19 protein-coding genes are annotated in these 19,352 nt (G+C 39.1%); 2 read left to right on the forward strand and 17 right to left on the reverse strand.

From position 1 onward, the window contains the following. Positions 1–141 precede the first annotated feature (141 nt). From AC0VYH_RS18345 to AC0VYH_RS18360, 4 genes are all read right to left on the reverse strand, one after another. Complete coding sequence (locus AC0VYH_RS18345) at positions 142–1,479, reverse strand: sensor histidine kinase (protein WP_475372891.1); 1,338 nt, start codon at positions 1,477–1,479, stop codon at positions 142–144. Next, positions 1,451–2,137, reverse strand: coding sequence for a response regulator transcription factor (locus tag AC0VYH_RS18350; protein WP_430244791.1), 687 nt, complete (start codon positions 2,135–2,137; stop codon positions 1,451–1,453). Before AC0VYH_RS18350 ends, AC0VYH_RS18345 begins: the two co-directional genes overlap by 29 nt. Positions 2,138–2,283: 146 nt before the next feature. Continuing rightward, a complete protein-coding gene (locus tag AC0VYH_RS18355) occupies positions 2,284–2,814 on the reverse strand; it encodes a hypothetical protein (RefSeq protein ID WP_226615170.1) in 531 nt (176 codons plus the stop codon). A gap of 103 nt (positions 2,815–2,917) precedes the next feature. Beyond that, positions 2,918–4,003: a mechanosensitive ion channel family protein gene (locus AC0VYH_RS18360; protein WP_475372892.1), complete on the reverse strand. Its 1,086-nt coding sequence runs from the start codon at positions 4,001–4,003 to the stop codon at positions 2,918–2,920. Positions 4,004–4,138: 135 nt separating this feature from the next. On the opposite strand from AC0VYH_RS18360, the gene AC0VYH_RS18365 reads away from it, so the two are divergent. Then, entirely contained in the window at positions 4,139–5,038 is a 900-nt protein-coding gene (locus tag AC0VYH_RS18365; RefSeq protein ID WP_475372894.1) for a DUF4349 domain-containing protein, read from the forward strand. Positions 5,039–5,049: 11 nt separating this feature from the next. On the opposite strand, the gene AC0VYH_RS18370 is transcribed toward AC0VYH_RS18365, so the two are convergent. Genes AC0VYH_RS18370 through AC0VYH_RS18390 form a run of 5 tightly spaced genes read right to left on the reverse strand, consistent with a single transcriptional unit; the run spans position 5,050 to position 8,770 of the window. Further along, the gene (locus tag AC0VYH_RS18370) at positions 5,050–5,991 is read right to left on the reverse strand and encodes an ABC transporter permease (protein WP_242057283.1); all 942 of its coding nucleotides are present in this window, start codon (positions 5,989–5,991) and stop codon (positions 5,050–5,052) included. A 1-nt stretch (position 5,992) separates the two neighbouring features. After that, a complete protein-coding gene (locus AC0VYH_RS18375) occupies positions 5,993–6,919 on the reverse strand; it encodes an ABC transporter ATP-binding protein (protein ID WP_194218864.1) in 927 nt (308 codons plus the stop codon). Between the two features lies 1 nt (position 6,920). Continuing rightward, the gene (locus AC0VYH_RS18380; RefSeq protein ID WP_475372896.1) at positions 6,921–7,619 is read right to left on the reverse strand and encodes an ABC transporter ATP-binding protein; all 699 of its coding nucleotides are present in this window, start codon (positions 7,617–7,619) and stop codon (positions 6,921–6,923) included. Continuing rightward, entirely contained in the window at positions 7,616–7,996 is a 381-nt protein-coding gene (locus tag AC0VYH_RS18385; RefSeq protein ID WP_226615176.1) for a GntR family transcriptional regulator, read from the reverse strand. The genes AC0VYH_RS18380 and AC0VYH_RS18385 overlap by 4 nt, the downstream gene beginning before the upstream one ends. 3 nt (positions 7,997–7,999) lie before the next feature. Next, positions 8,000–8,770: a hypothetical protein gene (locus AC0VYH_RS18390; RefSeq protein ID WP_430244802.1), complete on the reverse strand. Its 771-nt coding sequence runs from the start codon at positions 8,768–8,770 to the stop codon at positions 8,000–8,002. 186 nt (positions 8,771–8,956) lie between these two features. On the opposite strand from AC0VYH_RS18390, the gene AC0VYH_RS18395 reads away from it, so the two are divergent. Further along, entirely contained in the window at positions 8,957–9,925 is a 969-nt protein-coding gene (locus tag AC0VYH_RS18395) for a class F sortase (RefSeq protein ID WP_226615178.1), read from the forward strand. Between the two features lie 76 nt (positions 9,926–10,001). Here the strand turns inward: AC0VYH_RS18395 and AC0VYH_RS18400 are convergent, their stop codons facing one another. The 8 genes from AC0VYH_RS18400 to AC0VYH_RS18435 all read right to left on the reverse strand — a co-directional run bounded on the left by AC0VYH_RS18400 (position 10,002) and on the right by AC0VYH_RS18435 (position 19,211). Further along, the gene (locus tag AC0VYH_RS18400) at positions 10,002–11,411 is read right to left on the reverse strand and encodes an alanine/glycine:cation symporter family protein (RefSeq protein WP_226615179.1); all 1,410 of its coding nucleotides are present in this window, start codon (positions 11,409–11,411) and stop codon (positions 10,002–10,004) included. Between the two features lie 209 nt (positions 11,412–11,620). Beyond that, entirely contained in the window at positions 11,621–12,259 is a 639-nt protein-coding gene (locus AC0VYH_RS18405) for an SDR family oxidoreductase (RefSeq protein ID WP_226615180.1), read from the reverse strand. 82 nt (positions 12,260–12,341) lie between these two features. Next, positions 12,342–13,391 (reverse strand): GGDEF domain-containing protein, encoded by a 1,050-nt coding sequence (locus AC0VYH_RS18410; RefSeq protein WP_475365806.1) that lies wholly within the window; start codon positions 13,389–13,391, stop codon positions 12,342–12,344. Between the two features lie 190 nt (positions 13,392–13,581). Further along, a complete protein-coding gene (locus AC0VYH_RS18415) occupies positions 13,582–14,685 on the reverse strand; it encodes an NADH:flavin oxidoreductase (protein ID WP_475372897.1) in 1,104 nt (367 codons plus the stop codon). A gap of 261 nt (positions 14,686–14,946) precedes the next feature. After that, positions 14,947–15,414, reverse strand: coding sequence for a divergent PAP2 family protein (locus AC0VYH_RS18420; protein ID WP_475365808.1), 468 nt, complete (start codon positions 15,412–15,414; stop codon positions 14,947–14,949). A 181-nt stretch (positions 15,415–15,595) separates the two neighbouring features. Beyond that, entirely contained in the window at positions 15,596–15,967 is a 372-nt protein-coding gene (locus AC0VYH_RS18425; RefSeq protein WP_475365809.1) for a VOC family protein, read from the reverse strand. A 129-nt stretch (positions 15,968–16,096) separates the two neighbouring features. Then, positions 16,097–18,028: an endonuclease MutS2 gene (locus tag AC0VYH_RS18430; protein WP_475372898.1), complete on the reverse strand. Its 1,932-nt coding sequence runs from the start codon at positions 18,026–18,028 to the stop codon at positions 16,097–16,099. Between the two features lie 415 nt (positions 18,029–18,443). Further along, complete coding sequence (locus AC0VYH_RS18435) at positions 18,444–19,211, reverse strand: SDR family NAD(P)-dependent oxidoreductase (protein WP_475365812.1); 768 nt, start codon at positions 19,209–19,211, stop codon at positions 18,444–18,446. Positions 19,212–19,352: the final 141 nt, after the last annotated feature.

A 19,352-nucleotide genomic window follows, 5' to 3' on the forward strand; every position in this document is an offset into this window, starting at 1 on the left:
TATGATGAAAAGATTATCTTCGGTTAATTTTAAGAAATTGGCTGGCTATACACAACTCTGTCAGAAATTTGGTATTTTGAGTGAACAAGAAAGCAAAGAAATTCTACAAAAGTTAAGTGAGCATAAAACATAAAGTTCTAACTACGATTGAAAAGGAAGCGAGATCACGATCCTTCCTCCCTTTTTATTGTCTTCGGCGTAAATGTTACCATTATGCTTTTCTACTATTGTTTTCGTAATCGATAGACCAATGCCAGAACCTGATTTGTCACCTGTATAGAATCGTTCAAAAACGCGCTGTGGATTCTCGCCAAAGCCTTTACCATCATCTTCAACCTCAATATAAACTTGACCATTATCTTGGTGGACATGTACTTCTATAACGGACGAAGCGAATCGAAGGGCATTACCGAATATATTCATAAAAGCTTGCTTCATTTTATCACTGTCCATCTTAACGTCTATGGCATGATCAGTGTCATACCTTACCTCTATTTGCCGTTGATGTGCAAGTGGTTTTACCGCAGTGATGACTTCCATCAACACGTGATGAAGATCGACTACTTCATAAGTAAAAGATTCATCTACTGTTTCTAACCTAGTTAAATAAGAAATGTCCTGCACGATCTTTTTTAAACGCTGCGTTTCTTTCACGATTACTTCAAGACTATACTCGACGTCCTCTCCTACGATTACTTCATCTAGAATCCCTTCCGCATTCCCTTGAATGGCCATTAGAGGTGTTTTTAATTCATGAGACGCATTTTGAAGGAATTCCTTCTGATCAAAATCATTTTTTCGAAGTTGCTCCGTTAGTTCTTGAAACGTCTTAGCAAGTTCATTGATTTCATCCTTTGTTTTAAGCGTCAACGGGGGTTGTTCCTTGCGCATCGTAAATTCCCTCATGTGGTTGGCAAGTAATCGAATTGGCCCCGCTATTCCTTTCTGCATAATAGCAGCAAGGAGCACGGCAACAGCAGCAGATACTAAAAGACTAACAGCCTGTGATTGCTGAATAATCCGATTGAAACCTTCAAGACTTTCTACCTTCGTAAATAGCACAATACTGCCAACTTGCTCTCGTGAAAGACTAATTGGCACTTCCTCTGTAACGTATAATTTTCCTTTGTTTTCTTCATAATCAATTCGAACTACTTCATCGACATTCGAATAAATTGCCTTCTCGTTTGCATTATAAATTATAAATTGAGATGAGATTAAATTGCCTGCCATTTCAATTCTTCTGCGATCAAGTAACCCATTAGGTGAATTTTCGCCCTTCCACTGTCGATCTTCGAGCATTTGACTAATTTGCAATCCCTCTTTTTGCAGCTGTTCTCTCGTTTCGCGCACAAGATATTCTTGAAACAAATATTGAAATGAAATAGTAGTAATAAGCAGAATAACAACAATAAGAACGATATAACTAAGAAACAATTTGGTACCGATATTAACCTTCTTCATCGATTTTATAGCCATACCCCCAGACTGTCGCAATCTTCGCTTGCGCATTTGCATCTGACATCTTTTTACGTAGCCTTTTCACAAGGTCATCAATAATCCTGCCATCACCTACATATTGATAACCCCAAATGGCTTCAATTAATCTCTCTCTTGTAAACGGTTGTCCTGAATGTTGGAGGAGATAGGCGAGCACATCGTACTCTTTCGGCGTTAAAGCCATTTCTTCCTCATTCACTAATAACAGTCTTTTTTTCTTATTTAAACGTACGTTCTGAACAGTGATTTCTTGTGAAGAATGGTTTTTCTCTAGGCGATTCATCCGTTTGAATAGATTCTTAATACGCACAACAAGTTCTCTAGGGCTAAAAGGTTTCGTTAAGTAATCATCAGCACCAAGTTCAAGGCCTAGTATCCGATCAAGCTCTTCATCTCTTGCGGAAACAACGATAACGGGAATGTAAGAATACTTTCTTAACCGTCGAAGGAGTTCAAGTCCATCAACATTTGGCATCATAATATCTAATACTAATAAATCGGGTTCAATTGTTTCTAGAGCACTTAACACTTCTGCCCCATCTGTAAAGGTTGAGACAATAAACCCTTCTTTTTTTAAATACTTCTCTAAAATATCACGTATATTTTGTTCATCATCTATCACAAAAACGTGCTGCATCTCTCTCAACTCCGTTCCCTTTTCACATCTTAGACGAAATGTGCTTTTCATACTCTTTATATTATCCTAGCCTTATCTGACAGTAAATCAGCCGCATGTCTTCAAGACATACGAAAGAGATAGGGGGCCCCTATCTCTCGCTAAGATTAGCTAAGTTTTTCAATCAGCTGATCAAGTATATCATTTTTTTGTTTCACAATTTCTTGAGCCTGCTCTCGCTTGGCTTCCATCTCTTCGCGCATTTCTTCTCTTGCGGCTTTCTCTTCGTCGGTTAACTCTGGACGCTCTCCACTCTCTTCAAGTTCCTGCTTCTTAGACTCTCTCTCTTCATGAGCAGCCTGTGCTTCATCATGCATCGCATCAAGCTGTGAGTTTAGATCAGCAAGCTCTTTCTGAAGCTCATCGACACCTTCAACACTAGAAGCATCCTGATCAAGCAAAAGGTCGATTAATTGATCTTTTTTCTCAGCAGTTGCCATTTTCAGTTCGCGATCTAGAGAGCGGTCTTCGAAGTGACCTCTTTTCCCATGATGTCCTCTAGGACCTGCCATCTCCTGGGTTTGCCCTACTGTTTGCTCTTCTATTTCAGTTGACTCGTCATCTGCCGCATTAACATTTGCTCCAGCTATCCCCCCAGCTAAAACCATAGAGGCAACACCAATCATCCATTTGTTCATCTTCATCAATCTCCCTTCATAGGTATGTTCTTACAATACCTATTATGGACAACAACTTACGAAGAAATTTGTAAGAATGATGTGAAAATGATGTGAGTTTGCTTTATCTCTTTTTTAATTGGTCGATCACTTTAGCATCCAAACTACGTACATGCAAATCACGCTGTGGAAACGGTATCTCAACGTTGTGATCTGCAAGAATTCGGTTAATGCGGAAGTTTAAATTACTCTTCGTTTCTACCGCTGCTTTTGGTGACGAGATCCAAATGAATAGTTGAAAATCAAGTGATGAATCACCAAAACCAAGGAAATTCACAAAAGGAGGAGGAGTCTCAAGCACATACATGGAATTTTCTTTCTCTTCCACAGCTACTTGAAGCAATAGCGATCTCACAAGCTCCACATCTGAACCGTATGCCACCCCTATTGGTAAAACGAGGCGCAATCTTGAGTCTCCATAAGAGTGGTTCACAACCTGCTCTTCGATAAAATACGAATTTGGCATAATAATCCGTTCATTGTCTAGTGTTCGAATAATCGTGGCACGCATGTTAATTTTTTCAATGTCTCCAATAACATCGTTTATGATCACTCGATCACCTACTTTAATTGGTCTTTCAAATAAAATAATTAAACCAGAAATAAAGTTATTTGCGATGTTCTGCATTCCAAAACCGATTCCAACCCCAAGTACTCCTGCAAAGACCGTTAAAGCACTTAGATCAATCCCGACTGTCGTTAAACTAATAACGACCGCTATCACCATCAATGTGTAATGAAAAACACGATTGAACGTAAATTGCAAGCCTGTATCCAGGCTGTATCGATCATAAAGCGGAGGCATAAGAAAGGAAGTTGCAATCTTTGAAAATCGATTTGCAAGAGTAATGATAAATAGTGCAATTAATATAAGAAACAACGAGATTTCAACACTACCAATTGCAAATAATTGACTAAACATCCAACTGTTATCGGAAAAATAAAATAAAACAAATAGCAGGATGGCATACCCTGTTGTCCAATTTATAAATGAGAGGAAAGCTGGTCGAATACCGTTTGGGTAATTCTCCTCTTTGTCTCGTTTTGTCAGCCATAATTTGATCAGAAATCGAATCAGGAATAGACCTAGTATTACAGAAATTGTAATGACTATGTCCATAATGTTCGCATTTTCTAAAATTGAATGCACAAAAGGCAACCCCTTTTTTATTCAGTTATCCTTTATCATATCATGGAAATTGTAACCTCCGCAGGTCTTACACCGTCTAATTCTTTAAGAAACTTCTAATCGATTTACAAATAATCACGAAGCGGGGACAAACTTATGAGAAGATGGATCCTTCTTATCTGTACATCAATTCTTTTACTAGCAGGATGTAGTTCTAATAATGGAAACTTTTCAAATGAAAGTAGCGATATAGCTACTTCAACTGATCAATCCACAGATGAAAACCAGGGAGGAAATGAAAGAGAAAAAGAGAAAAATTCGTCTTCTATAGAAAAATCAGAAACGCCTGCCTTACAGCAAGATCGCAAGGTAATCTTCAATGCAAACCTTTCCTTAACAGTTGAAGATTTACCTAAGGCTACTGCCAAAATCAAAGATCTAACTAGAACTTATAAAGGTTATGTTGTCGAAGAAAGTATTGCTTCAGAAGAAGATTCTCTTTTTGGATCAATGACCGTACGCATACCCCAACCTGAATTTGACTCTTATCTCAATGAAGTTGAAGGGCTTGGGAAAGGAGCTCCTCAAAAATCGATATCCGGAACCGATGTCACCGAAAACTACGTTGATCTTACCTCAAGGCTGAAAGCAAAGGAAGCTGTTCAAAAAAGACTGGAATCATTTCTTAACGAAGCAACCAAAACAGAAGATCTGTTAGCTATATCTAATGAGCTTTCCCGTGTACAGGAAGAGGTCGAACAGCTGAAAGGTCAAATAAATTACCTCAATAACCAAAGTGAATATTCGACTGTTACGATTTCACTCGAGCAGCAGAAAATCATTGTTCCTTCTATTGATAAGAATGAATTTCAAACGCTAACAGAGGCAAAAAAAATGCTAATGACAACTGTAAATGGGCTCCTTTCCTTTTTCTCCACAGCGGCTGTACTCTTGATTGGTCTCTCACCTATTTTGGTCCCGCTCATTCTTATAGGATTATTTTTCTTGTATAGAAAGCGAAAAAAGAAGAATCAAAAAGCCGATCAGCATACCTGATCGGCTTTTCCTTATGATGCTACATCACGTTTCGTGAATAGTAGCCATGACAATGACAAGAACAAAACAAAGTAGACGAGAAGCATGGTCAACGAGAAACCGAGCGTCATACTTTCAATTATAGGTGAACCATCGAAATAAACACTTAAGTCCGTATTGGCAAAGAGGATATACTTCACCCAATCGTATTGACTAAGAATAAAAGTAAGTTGGCTCCCTGTAAACATAAGGAATATAGCTAATCCAATCGCAAGAGAGGAACTTCTAAAGATACTCGATAGCATGAAAGCAAATGTTACCATCATAAGCAAATTCACACTGGCAAGTGCATATTCAACAATATAATGAATGGCCATACTCGTTTCGGCCACTTCCCCACCTGAATAAGTTAGGTATGGTTGATCGACTGCACTAAAACCAAGGAATAACCCGCCGATAATAAAAGAAGAAATGTATAAGATGACGAGAGAAAATAGCGCAAATAATAGCGTTGAAATAAATTTAGAAGCAAGGATTTTCGTGCGTGAAGCAGGTCTGATCAACAATAACTTAATGGTTCCCCACGAATATTCACTCGCTATAACACCTGCGCCGATAATAATCGTAAAGATGGAAATTAAACTCACAATGCCAGTTGAACTATCCATAAAACTCCATATTGAATCACTTTCTAAAGGGGGAATATCATTCTCTAACCGATATTCATTTATCGCAATAGAACGTTCCTGACTGTCTTTAAAGGCTTTGGGCATTCCCTCTGAATCTTTTAGCGTTTGTTCTGCCTGTTGGATCGCATTTTCAGAATCAGTGCGCCAGTTCGTAGTCTCATCACTCGCATTCATATTAGTAAAAATGCCTGCTACAAGTACGGCTGCCACCACAAGTCCGATCATCACCCACGTTCCAACTCTTCTATAAATCTTCATGTTTTCATTTTGTATTAAATGTAGCATACTAGACAACTTGCTCACCCCCAGTTACTTCCAGGAACACATCTTCTAACGTTTTCACAGAGGATTGAATACCGTATACGCGGACACCCTTTTCCACGAGAACAGCTGTTACCTCTGGAATAAGCTCATGTTCTATTTTAATCGTCAACTTACGCTCCGATTTTTCCATCTCACAATCAGGGAAATTTGCTTTAACAGCGTGAACCGCGTGTTCTACTGGATCGACTTCAAATGAAACCATAACGGCGTGATCATTTTGAACAAAGTCATTCACTCGCTGCACATCGACCATTTTTCCGGCCTGAATAATGCCAATTCGATCACACATGAGTTCGATTTCGGATAATAAATGACTAGAAACAACTACAGCAACATTTTCTTCTCTTGCAAGCGTTCGTAAATATTGTCTGATTTCTCGAATACCCGCGGGGTCTAGTCCGTTTGTTGGCTCGTCTAGAATGAGTAGCTTAGGTCGGTGTAGCAGTGCCTGGGCAAGTCCAAGACGCTGTCGCATTCCAAGTGAATATCCCTTCACTTTTTCATTGATACGACCTTGGAGTCCAACCAATTGAATGACTTCTTGAATGCGTTCTTTTGAAACACCTTTGACCATTCGAGCATAATGAACAAGGTTTTGGTACCCAGTCAAAAATTTGTACATTTCAGGATTTTCAACAATCGCTCCTACTTTTACAATCGCATTCTCGTAATCTGTTTTAATACTGCTTCCATCAATGAGAACTTCGCCTTCCGTCATTCTCATTAGACCAACCATCATCCGAATTGTTGTTGTTTTTCCTGCTCCATTCGGCCCCAGAAAACCAAACACTTCACCTGGGTATACATCAAATGAAAGTTGATCAATGATTGTTTTCTTTCCAATTACTTTTGTTAAATCTCGAATCTGAACAACTGGTTTTACAGCCATTTTACCCCTCCTCTTGATACAACTTTTTCAACCACTCTACTATTCTCATACGATCTCGCTCGCGAATGGTTTCAACATCTTCGAGCGCGAGAACCTTACCATTTCGAATCGCAATAACCGTTTCAAGTAATGGTTCGATTTCCGTTACTTCATGTGTCGTGATGATCACCGTTTGTTTTTCTAAGTCGATAAAAGAAAGTAAACTTTTCACAATTGAATCTCGCACCATCGGATCAAGACCTGATAACGGCTCATCCATCAGAATAATAGGTACATCTCTCGCAAGGGTAAGAGCAATCTTCAATCTCCCACGATTTCCTTTAGATAAATGCTTCACCTTTTGATCCTGATCCACTTCCATAAATTTAACAATATCGTGGGCCTTTTCAAGATTAAAATCGCTAAATTGACTTGCAAAAAAGCGGATTGTCTCTTTCACTGTGAAGAATGAATAGTAAGCGTCTAACTCTGATAAATAAGCAACTTTATTTGCCGAACGCCTCGAAACATGTTCTTCATTAAGCATTACGTTGCCTTCACTAGGCACTACAAGACCTGCGATTATCTTCATGAAAGTAGATTTCCCACTACCATTGGAGCCAACAAGGCCAATGATTTTCCCTTCAGGAATTCTTACGTTCACATCTGATAGAGCTTGTTTTCTAAGATAACGTTTAGATACGTTCTCGAATGTAATCATGATTGATTCTCCTTTTCGTTCGTAACGTAAGTTCGAATACCTTCAATCATATCTTCTCGAGAAAATCCCATTTGCTTCATTTCATCAATGAAATTCTGGATGTGGTTAATCTTGAGCTGTTCTCGAAGTTCGGTCAGTCTTTCTTTTTGCTCCGTTACAAACGTCCCTTGCCCTCGTTTCGTCTCCACAATCTCCATCCTCTCCAGTTCATTGTAAGTTCTCGACACTGTATTTGGATTTACGCCTGATTGAATGGCCATATCCCTTACAGAAGGAAGCTTTTCACCAGTTTTTCGTTCCCCTTTAATAATCTCCCAGCTAATGCGGTCCACTAGCTGCAGGTAAATCGGCTTTGAGGGATTAAATTCTTCTCCCATCCCTTACACCTCCACTTTTCGATCAAGTACCCAGCATGTCATTATGAAAACAAGGATGATAGTAATGAGATCAAATATTACATTCCCAATTGCAAACGGAAATGTTGAAACGGTTAATTCAAATGCCTGCTGACTAACCTCCATATTTAACGGTGACGGTAGCTCCACATACCCCCACTCGATCATCACTTCATAAAGACGAGTCCCACTCAACCATGAACCAAACCAACTGATAAAACCAACAATTAAGAGAATAAGAAGAAGTGCCCACTTGCCGATATACGTTTTCAGAACTTGATACAAAGTCCAATAGAAGATTAGCCAAACCCCCATATAGACTGATCCTGTAATAATAACGGTGAGAAAATAAAATCCGAACAGCCACACATTATCAATTGGAAGTTGAATGAGGCTAGGTTCAAGGTTATAAGCTAGAAGAGATAAACTACTGACAATACCAATAGATAGCAGTAATGCTAATAACCCATTTAGCAATTTAGCTCCGAGTAAACGAGCTCCTGATTGTGGATTGTGTAGCCAGAGGTGTAAGTTCCTTCCTTCAGTGTTCAGACTAATTAATAAATAGAGTGGCAAAAAGAAGACGTGCATCGCCGTTAGTACGGCTCCAATAATAGCTGTTAAATAAGGGATTTCCCATCTTGCAGAGGCAAGAAAAAATCCAATCATTACTAGTAAATCAAACGCTGTAACGCCTAATAGAAGGGCTCTTGAAACACGAAATTCCTTTCGTAATAACCCACTCCAATTCTTCATGATATAGTTCCCCCTCAATGTGTTGGTGTATTAGTTACATAGTACACCAGTACTTTGGAATGGTCAATATTTTTATTTTCAATTTCACAAAAAAATGATCCATTTGAATATTGATTTCGTTAGCTATATAAGAGTATAGTCAATAAAAAATGCTAAGATATAACTTAAGTAAAAGAGGTGAAGAACGTGAAAAAAGTCTTATTGCTCGTAGTTGGTGCGATTATTTGGCTCGTACTCGCAGGGTACAATAACTACGCTGAACCCGTAACGAATACAGCCGTTGAAAAAGAACAAACGAATGCTGCGTTAGAGGTAGAAGAGATAGAGAAACCAGATGTGCTATCAGACGAATTTCTTCTTCTTGATGATCAGAAGAAGAAAATCGAAGAAGCCAAAGAATCCCAAAACGTTCAAGAGGGAATGGAGCCTGTACAAGTAGAGATTCCTGCAATCGATGTTAAAGCTCCCGTTGAAAATGTCGGTATATTAGAAAATGGACAAATGGGTGTTCCCGAGGACATCAACAAAGTTGGTTGGTTTGAACCTGGCTTTAAACCAGGAACAAAAGGAAATGCTGTCTTAGCTGGGCACGTAGATAGTAAAACAGGACCGGCTATTTTCTTTTATCTTGAGAAGCTTTCAAAAGGTGACGAAATTATTTTGACTGATAAAGAGGGGGAAAAAATGACATTCGTTGTCACTGGTAAAGAACGATATCCTTACAACGACTCTCCTATCGAAAAAATATTCGGAACAACTGATTCACGCACGTTGAATCTTATTACGTGTGTTGGAACATTTAATCGCTCAAAAGGAACACATGAGGAGAGACTTGTTGTTTCTACAGAGTTAAAGGAAGATCCGAGTAAAGAGAAAAAAGAAGTAGATCCTAACGAAGTTCCAGATGCTCCAACAAACCTTAGCGTTAGTGGGAATTTCTTATCATGGCATGCTGTTCGCGACGAAAATGTTGTAGGATACCGCATTTACAAAGCTGACGCATACGGTGTTTATAAGCAAATTGAGAGCATTTCTAACCTTGAACGTAAGAGCTTCTCAGATCCCGACGCTTCAACCTCCTCATACTATGTAACTTCTGTAAATATATTTGGAAACGAATCAGCTCCATCTAAAAAAATGACTCCTGAGAAATAACAAAAGCGCGGCTGGATTTTTTCCAGCTGCGCTTTAGTTTCATTAAATGAAGAAAATGTCTCTATACATCAAATGATTAACTCGCTTTTTTCATTTGAGATTCTACAAGATAACGATTAAAATAATCATCTGTTTCGCTTCGTATGACTTTATAAAGTAATAATAACGCAATTAAGTTTGGAATCATCATCAAAGCATTTGCCATATCCGCAAAAGCCCAAACAGTAGTCAGGTTCGCAACTGTACCAACAAAGCATGCCAATACATATACTGCTCCATAATAAATGGTTACTTTCGTACCAACTAGGTATTCAAAGCATTTATAACCATATACGTACCAACCAATAATGGTTGAGAACCCAAAGAAAATAACGGAGAAAGTTACAATATACTCTCCGATCAGACCGAGACTTGAACCAAATGCAGCCGTAGTCAAAGCACCTGCTTCTAGATTCGGATCATGCACGACTCCCGACAGGTCTCCTCCCGTTGGGTCCCAAAATCCAGAGATAAGGAGCACAAGGGCTGTCATTGTACAAACAATGATCGTTACGATAAACGTACCAGTCATGGCTACGAGAGCCTGTTTCACTGGATGATCGGCTTTCGCATTACCAGCAATAAGGGCAGCCGTACCAAGTCCTGCTTCGTTCGAGAAAATCCCTTTGGAAACTCCTGATTTTACAGCTTCCATTACAATAACACCTGAAAATCCTCCTACCGCCGATATAGGTGAAAAGGCATATGTAAAAATCAGCTTCATAGCTGGGATAACAGCATCTATGTTAATGACGATAATAATGAGTGCACCAACTACGTAGAGAACCGCCATAATCGGAACAAAGAAACCTGCAACAGAACTAATTCGCTTTACGCCACCGAAGATGATGAGCGAAGTAAGTGCAGCAAGGATAATCCCAGTTACCCATCCATCAATTTGGAAGCTTTCATCAACAACACTTGCGATTGTATTTGATTGTACGCTATTTCCGATTCCGAGTGAGGCAATCGCTCCAAATAAAGCGAACGAGATAGCGAGCCACTTCCATTTTGACCCTAGTCCCTTTTCGACATAATACATCGGCCCTCCGGCATATTCTCCGTTATCATTTTTCACACGATATTTCATCGCAAGTAAAGCTTCTCCATACTTCGTTGCCATTCCAACAAGACCTACAATCCACATCCAGAAAATCGCACCTGGACCCCCAATTGTAATCGCTGTAGCAACTCCTGCAATATTACCATTTCCTATCGTGGCAGCTAGTGCTGTCATCAGAGCTTTATAGTTACTAACGTCACCTTCAGCACTGCTATCCTCTTCTTTTTCTTTTGAGAATGCTAATTTGAAAGCATATCCCAGCTTTCGAAACTGCAGTCCTTTCAGAATAAATGTGAGAAAGACACCTGTCCCAAATAATAAAATTAGGCTTGGTGCTCCCCAAAGAACTCCATTAATTTTCTCTAGCCAATCTAAGATGTTCATTCTCTCTCTACTCCTTTGTGTTAACGCTTTCATGCACTGACCTTTACCACATTATCATTTGTAAGCTTGAAGCGCAATTCCCACCTTTAAATTTGGGGAAATAGTCACTATTCAATTTTTACTATAGCCCATTAAGAAATTCAATTAGTAACTTTCTCCAACGTAAAAGAGAGACTTAACATAAGTTAAGTCTCTCTAGATAACTGCTCTTACAATTGACCGATGGCATCACTTATCGATTGATCGCCATTTAAAACTTCAAATGTTCGGTTAAACGTATGCTTGTTCTCCAAGACTTCAGTAAGAACAGCAGCCACATCTTCACGTGGTATTTCACCAGATTTATCTTCAAGTGTTTCGGCTGCTCTAATTTGTCCTGTTCCAGGCTCATTTGAAAGACTACCTGGACGAAGAATAGTATAAGTTAAGTTTGTTGCTTTCAAGTGCTCATCGGCACGTTTTTTCGCATGTAAATAAGGCTTCATATTATCTGGACCTTTTTCAGGATAATCAGATCCAACAGTACTTAGCATGACAAAGCGTTTAATTCCTTGTTGCTTCGCTTCATCAACTGCTTTAATCGCACCTTCCTGGTCAATCATAATGGTTTTATCTGCGCCAGTGTGCGGTCCTGAACCTGCAGCGAAGATAACCGCTTCACATCCGTACAGCGCTTGTGAGAAATCTTTTTCAAGATCGCCAAGCACGGTTTTACCGCCTGCATCTTCAATCGCCTTAACTTGATCTGTATCGCGAATCATACCAACTGGCTCATGACCGCGTTCTGCTAATTTTGTAATTAAATGTGTTCCTACTTGTCCGTTTGCTCCAATAACGAGTACTTTCATGACAATTCGTCCTCCTTTAAAAACCTTAACACTTGTTATATTCCGCAAATTCATCTTTTTAAACCAACGAATGTGCAAAATGCTAAAAGCATACTTCGTTTCGCCCATTTTTCTTCGCTCTGTAAAGAGACTTGTCTGCTCGTTCAACGGATGCCATTAATGGTTTTTCAAGATCGAGTTCAGCTAATCCAATTGAAACAGAAACATCCTTTATTTCGTCTCCCATCTCGGTCATAAATCGCTGCTTACTTAAATTGTGCTGCAAATCCTTCATGCGATCATATGCCTCATCTTTCGTTGATGCTTCAAGCATGACAATAAACTCTTCTCCTCCGTATCGTGCAACGAGCCAATTATCGCTTTGATCTGAAAGGAACATGGCAAATTCAGCCAAAACGCGATCCCCGTTAAGATGACCATATTTATCATTAATTTGCTTAAAAAAATCAAGATCAAGCATGGCTACCATTTTTATCAAATGAGTCTCCTGAGCTTTCGCTTTCTTTAGAAAACTTCTCAGATTAAGTAATCCGGTCAGAGAGTCGTGTTCAGCATAAAAGCGAAGTTGCTGACTCATCTCAAGATTATTAGTGCTCATTTGAATAAAGAAATACATAATTAGGGCAGATAGCTGAAAGGAGATAAACCGTATTAAATAAGAATAGAGCGTGATGTCTTCTGAAATGATATAGCCAACGATCGCATCTGAAATAAACCAGATGCCAACAAAATAAAAAAACAGCTTCAAATATGTGAGGTTTCGAAAAAGCTTCTGTCGTACTAGCATTGTTACAACTGTTGGGATTAACAAGGTGAAAAAGATCTCTAAGTAAATAAAGTCACCTGGAAAAGCGAATCGAGCTAGTGTAATGATTATGAGCACGGGAATGCCATATTGATACCCATGGTACAGAATTAGTATTACCATAGGAATGGTTCGTAAATCATATAGATACCCGTCTAACGATACCGGCAACATATAAAGGAAAATAATACCGATTGCCACAATGAATATGTGCGCGACAGCGACAACCTGACTCGGCCACCGCTTCTGAAAGGCAAGATAGTATACGCTTTGGATGCATAGGTGCATAAATAATAAGATGGAAAAGTTCGCTAATAAAGATTGCATCTGCCGTGTCACTTCCATAATGGTTATTTTTTAATCATTCTTACTTATAGATTTTACACCTATCTTAGCATTTTTTGGAAAATAATAGAACGTTATTATCCTATGTATTATGAATAAAACCAAGTATCCCTCTTTCTAGAGAAATACTTGGTTTTATTATAAGCAGTCAAATTATGACCACTTCACTTATTTAGTATAATTTTTGGAGAGCTTCTTTATCAAATGGTAATAAATCATCTGCGCGGCCATCACGTACTTTGCTTACCCATTCAGGGTCCATTAATAATGAGCGACCAATTGCTACAAGATCAAACTCTTCATGATCAAGCTTTTCAATCAAACCATCAAGACTTGTCGTATTTGCTCCAGCAAAGCTTGTAAATTCTCCATCTAGTCCGACTGAGCCTACTGAAATAACCGGCTTACCAGTTAGTTTCTTCGTCCAACCAGCTAGATTCAATTCGGAACCTTCAAATTCAGGCTCCCAGAAACGACGTGTTGAGCAGTGGAAGATATCTACTCCAGCTTCAACGAGCGGCGTTAGGAACTGTTCTAATTCCTCAGATGTAGTCGCAAGCTTCGCTTTAAAATCGTTCATTTTCCATTGAGAAAAACGGAAAATAATCGGGAAGTCTGGCCCCACTTTACGACGGCAGGCTTTGATGATTTCTACAGCAAATTGAGTTCTCCCTACAAGATCGCCACCATAACGGTCAGTCCGTTTATTTGTCTGCTCATAGAAAAATTGGTCGATCAAATAACCATGTGCTCCGTGAAGTTCAATCGCATCAAATCCAAGTCGCTTCGCATCTGCTGCTGCATCTGCATACGCTTCAACTAGCTGTTCCACTTCTTCTGTTGTCAAAGGCTCGTTTACCTTCTCACCAGATAGTGCTAGACCTGAAGGACCAACTGGTTGTGCTTCTTCGTTTGGCAGTTCCCCCATTTTTCGGGTCATCCCAACATGCCAAAGCTGAGGTGCAATTTTACCGCCAGCTTCATGGACTTCTTTCACAACATTTTCCCAGCCTGCTAGTGCTTCTTCACCGTGAAAGACAGGAATGCTCGCACCTGAAACCGATGAAGGATGGTTAATCCCAGTTCCTTCTGTCACTATTAGCCCCACGCCATTTTCTGCTCTACGGCGATAATAACCAGCTACATCTTCACCTGGTACGTTTCCTGGTGAAAAGCCTCGAGTCATTGGCGCCATAACTGTGCGATTTTCTAAAGATAATTTTTCACTATTGAACGTTCTAAATAACGCTTCAGTTGTTTTCGTTGTATGTGTCAATTTATTTCCTCCTCTAACCTGTTTGCATTCATTATTATTTCAAAATCATTCTCCAAAAGAAAGAAATCTGTTTATGTAATGTGCTGGTGATCCGATGATTCCTGTAGAAAGCTATTAATCCCGCGATACTTAGGATATTTCCGCGAAAAGTCGATTTTTTCCGCTATAACTGAAATATATCCGCGATTTTGCGATTATTTCCGCGATCTGCCAATTCACGAAAAAAATCATAGGCGAAGCGCCTATGATTTCCTCTCTCTACTACTTATTCTCATATTTAGCTGAAAGAAAGCCTAAAGCTGACCCTAATATGGCTCCACCTAGGACCTCAACAGGTTGATGTCCAAGAAGCTCTTTCAACTCTTTTTCCCTTTCCACAAATTCCATGCTAGGGTAATCTCCAGAGATCGTCGCTAGATTATCCTCTAGATCGTTTACTAGAGCAGCAATTTCTCCTGTATGACGCCTAACCCCCTGGGCATCGTACATAACAATCACACCGAAAATAGTAGCGAGAGCCGTTTCTGTATGACGAGATCCTTTATTTGAAGCAATGTAAGAAGTAAGGGCTGCAACACCAGCTGAATGCGAACTAGGCATTCCACCCGTTGTCGCAACTTGCTTCACATCCCATTCTCCTTTTAACACCTTATGAGTTAGGATCTTCAAACCCTGAGCAATCGCAATTGAGGAAACTGCTGTTAAAATTCCTCTGTTCATTTTTTGCATCTCTCTCATCCTCCACTTTGCCATCTTTTCTGCCTGAGCAGAATGTTCTATTAGATGCATTACCCTTTAGGAAGGAATTTTACGCAGAGAATTTTTTTTAGGAAATCTACCACGCTTACATTCAAATTTCTTTCATGCAATCAAAGAAATCTTTAGTAGCTGATACAATCGATTCTCGATTTCATCTATGCTGATCAACAAGAATGGGATTGCCATCAGGGTCTTCTATTGTAAAACTCGTTGGCCCTTCACTTGATTCATCCGCTTCAGAAAGAATATTCACTCCGTTTTCTTTTAGCTGCTTTTGAAGTGTTCGAATATCTGTAAACACTTCAAGATTTTCAGCGTTCTCATCCCAACCTGGATTAAACGTTAGAATATTTTTGTCAAACATCCCTTGAAACAGGCCAATGACGGTACTGCCATTCTTCATAATGAGCCAATTTTGAGAAATATCTCCTCCAAACGATTGAAAACCTAATTTTTCGTAAAAATGCTTTGAGGCTTGGATATCCTTTACACTTAAACTTAAAGAAAAAGCTCCGAAATTCATATTCATACCTCCTCATTATAGTTGCTATAAACGATTCTTCTCTATTCCCTCCTTTACTACCTTCTTTTAATTGGATTAAGATAACGTTACTTATAGTGTGGTTCCAAACTAGAATTTTTTCTTTGCTTTTCAATACTCTTCATAATCAATTTTCACACCATCAATATGCTTGCGATTCATCAATTTCTTTTTCTTTCTGTTCTCAACAGTTTCAAATAGGATATCAAAATCATAATTCTCCGGATAAAGCTCGCTAGCAGGCAAGAGTAACTTTACACGCTTCGTATGAATCGTTTCTTTTTGGCCATTTATCATTACAATCAAATCCCCAAAATCGTCCATTGGTTTATAAACGATTCCTTTCTCTTTCAACGAAGGGATCGCTACACTATCTCCAATCGAATAATTCTCAAAAATCTTCTCGACCTCCACTTTTTTCTGGCTTCGCGGTTTCTCTACTTTTTTACTTTTTAGCTGCTGCTCATAGTGCCAGTTATCTTTTTGGTTGAACCCTTCTCGATAGGATTGCTTTTCTTGGTACGTGATTTCATGAGCTCGCTCAATAATATTCGGATGCATACCAAGACGTAATGCGATGGCAAATGCCTGACTTTCCCCTGGAACACCCATCCGTAGTTTAAACGTTGGACGCAATGTCTCTGGATCGAACTCCATTGATCCATTCTCAAAATCTGGATGAGCTGAAGCGAAATTTTTCATTTCACTATAGTGTGTTGTGGATAGAATAGTTGACCCCAGACGATTCAATTGTTCTAAAATGGAAACGGCAATACCCATCCCCTCACCGGGATCTGTACCCGAACCAAGTTCATCCAGAATAACAAGAGAATCCGGCGCTGCTGCTTGTAAAATAGAAATAATGTTCGATATTCGAGAAGAGAAAGTACTCAACGATTGTTCAATGCTCTGTCCGTCTCCAATATCAACTAATATTGATCCAAACATCCCAAAAACAGAAGACTCATCAGCAGGTATGTGTAAACCACATTGCACCATCATTGAAAGAAGCCCGACTGTTTTAATTGATACGGTTTTTCCACCAGTATTGGGACCGGTTATCACAAGTCCTTTATATGCTTTCCCTAACTCAAGGGAAAGCGGTACAGCCTCATGAGAGAGTAAGGGATGACGACCATTTTGTAACTCAAGTATTGGCTCGCTTGATAGCTTTACTTGATTGCCATCAATCGCTACACTATATTTCGCCTTTGCAAAAATATAATCGTAGTGTGTCATTGTTTCAATGTTGATTGAGATCTCTTGCGCATATCGCTCCACTTCTCCAGTTAATCTGCTTAGAATTCGCTGTTCCTCCAAGTATTCATCTGCCTTTACTTCATTTAATTCCATTTGAACTTTACGAACTTCTTCAGGTTCAATATATACAGTCGAACCGCTTGAAGATTGGTCATGAACGGTTCCTTTTATTTGTTTCCGATATTCTTTCTTCACAGCGACAACATAGTGGCCATTTCGATCGCTGATGATCGTATCCTGAAGTGCCTTCCTTTTCGAAGATGAACGCAGAAGATGATTCAGTTTTTCTTTCACTCGTTCTTCATAAACGGTTATTTTCTTTCTAATTCTCCCAAGCTCCTTACTCGCTGCATCATCAATCTCACCATTTCTGATCGCTCGTTTCAATTCTTCTTCAAGATCTGTAATCTCATAAAGAGAATAGATATAAGTTGAAATTGTAGGCGCCAGCCATTCTTTCCCCGTCATAAACTGTTTCAGTTTCCGGCCGCTTTCGATTAAATCAAGCACAGTTATCAGCTGATCTGGCCGTAAAGGAACACCTTTGTTTAATTGTTTCATCACCTGGATAATGCCATGAAGACCATGAAGAGGGACGCTTGAACTTTTCTTAATAATTTCTTTCGCCTCTGTCGTTTCATTTAATCGATTTTGCACAACCTCTTTATCATGCAACGGTCTCATTTTCTGGATCTCACTTTTTGCTTCTTCTGAAAGGGCATAGTGAGCTACTTCGCTTCGAATTTTATCAAATTCAAGTGTTACCATAGTTTGTTCGTTCAATGTTCTTCCTCCTCGATTCGTATATGTTCGCGCATCTTAAGAAAAACTTCCATTCAATTAACATTCATGTCACTTCCTTTCCAACAAAAAAAGAGCTACGAATGAACACAGGTTCATTCGTAGCTCTTCTATAAAAGGGTAGACGACACCCATCCTCCCCATGCTTAAAAAGCATACAAAAAGCTGCGCACAGAGCGCAGCTGGAATGGTTGTTGTCATTCTTGAGCTTTTCTGTGTTCTTAACTAAATTGACAGAAGGCATATTTAAATAAGCATAGAATACATGCTACTTTAAAAGCCAATCCATCTATAAAATTACGTTAGTTAAGAATCACCGATAACATAAAATTTGCCCCTTTTACTTTTCAGGTTACATTTATTATAAATGGGAATCGTTGTTCTTTCAAGTTGCTTTTTAGAAAGCGTGTGAAGTCGTTCCGCCATCAATAACAATATTTTGTCCGGTCGTATAGCTCGCATACGGTGATGCAAGAGATAAAAAGGCTGGAATCAATTCATCTAACCGACCAACTCGATGCATAGGATTACTTCCTTTGATTTTATTTAAAAGAATAGGATTCTCTAATGCTATTTCGTTAAACGGCGTTTTAATAAAGCCAGGACTTATCGCATTAACAGTAATCCCGAGTGGGGAGAGCTCCTGTGATAACTGTTTTGTTAATTGCACTACAGCCGCTTTACTTGGACCATACGGGGTGGAAAAAGGGAGTCCAACTTCACTTGCCATCGATGCAATGTTAATAACCCTAGATCCTTCGCCTTCTTTTAAATCAGGGAGAACTGCTCTAGTCATCATATAAACTGATTTCACATTCGTTTCCATCACATCGTCCCATTCATCCGGTTCAAGATCTTCAATTGTCTTTCGAACAGTTTTCCCAGCATTATTAACGAGAATGTTAATTGTCCCTATGCTTTCATGAATGTCACTTATGATTTGCTGAATACTTCCCTCATTCGTGACATCTCCTACAAATGCAACGACTGATCTATTTGTTTCCTTACTTATTTCTTTTGCTGCATCTTCAAGAACTTCTTTTGTTCTACCAACAATGGCCACAGTAGCTCCCGCTTCGGATAGAGCACGTGCAATTGTTTTACCAATGCCTCTGCCTCCACCTGTAACGACGGCCACTTTATTTGTGAAATCAAAATACTTCATCTAGCATCCTCCTCTACTTTATCTACCATACAAAATATTCTTATTTCCATCCATTAGAGTGCTTCAAAGATGATGTAAAAACCTTATTTGTATCATTATTCGACAGCATCCTAAAATAATTATTTTGTATTTGAAAGGTAA

It is taken from the genome of Anaerobacillus sp. QJM3NY_32, assembly GCF_056173645.1.